The 345-nt window shown below is 61.7% G+C and carries 1 protein-coding gene; it reads right to left on the bottom strand.

Going from position 1 to position 345, the window contains the following annotated elements:
- On the bottom strand, positions 1–289 hold a 289-nt coding region (locus EII42_RS12545; RefSeq protein ID WP_148098072.1), incomplete at its 3' end, for a hypothetical protein.
- Between the last annotated feature and the right edge of the window lie 56 nt (positions 290–345).

The raw sequence follows: 345 nt of genomic DNA, 5'->3' as shown, positions 1-345 counted from the left end.
TTGCTAGCGCGCGCAGGATCTCGGTGGCGTTTACCCCTTCCTCGTGGGTTCTCATGTACCACTTCTCGATCTGTTCCGCGCAATAGCGCTCGTCCGATTCCAACGTGCGCTGGCGCAGGGCCTCGACCTCGCCCAGCTTGCCCGCCACATCCCCAAGCTTGCTCAGATCGATGTGCTCTTCCCCACCCGGCCCGGCCGGGGGCGGGGTGGGGCGGTCTTTGGGTAGGAGTTGGTTTACGAGGTCTTTGAGGCGCTGAAAGAGCGAGCCTGCGTCTTCTGGTCCGGCCATTAGCGTTCTCCAATCTGGTCACCGGATTGTTGTGCGCGGTCTTCTTGTTCCGTGTA

It is taken from the genome of Tessaracoccus sp. OH4464_COT-324 (assembly GCF_003932855.1).
In the GTDB taxonomy this organism is placed as follows: Bacteria; Actinomycetota; Actinomycetes; order Propionibacteriales; family Propionibacteriaceae; genus Arachnia.
Note: the sequence above shows the minus strand (reverse complement) of the source record. Positions and strands in the feature narration are given on the sequence as shown.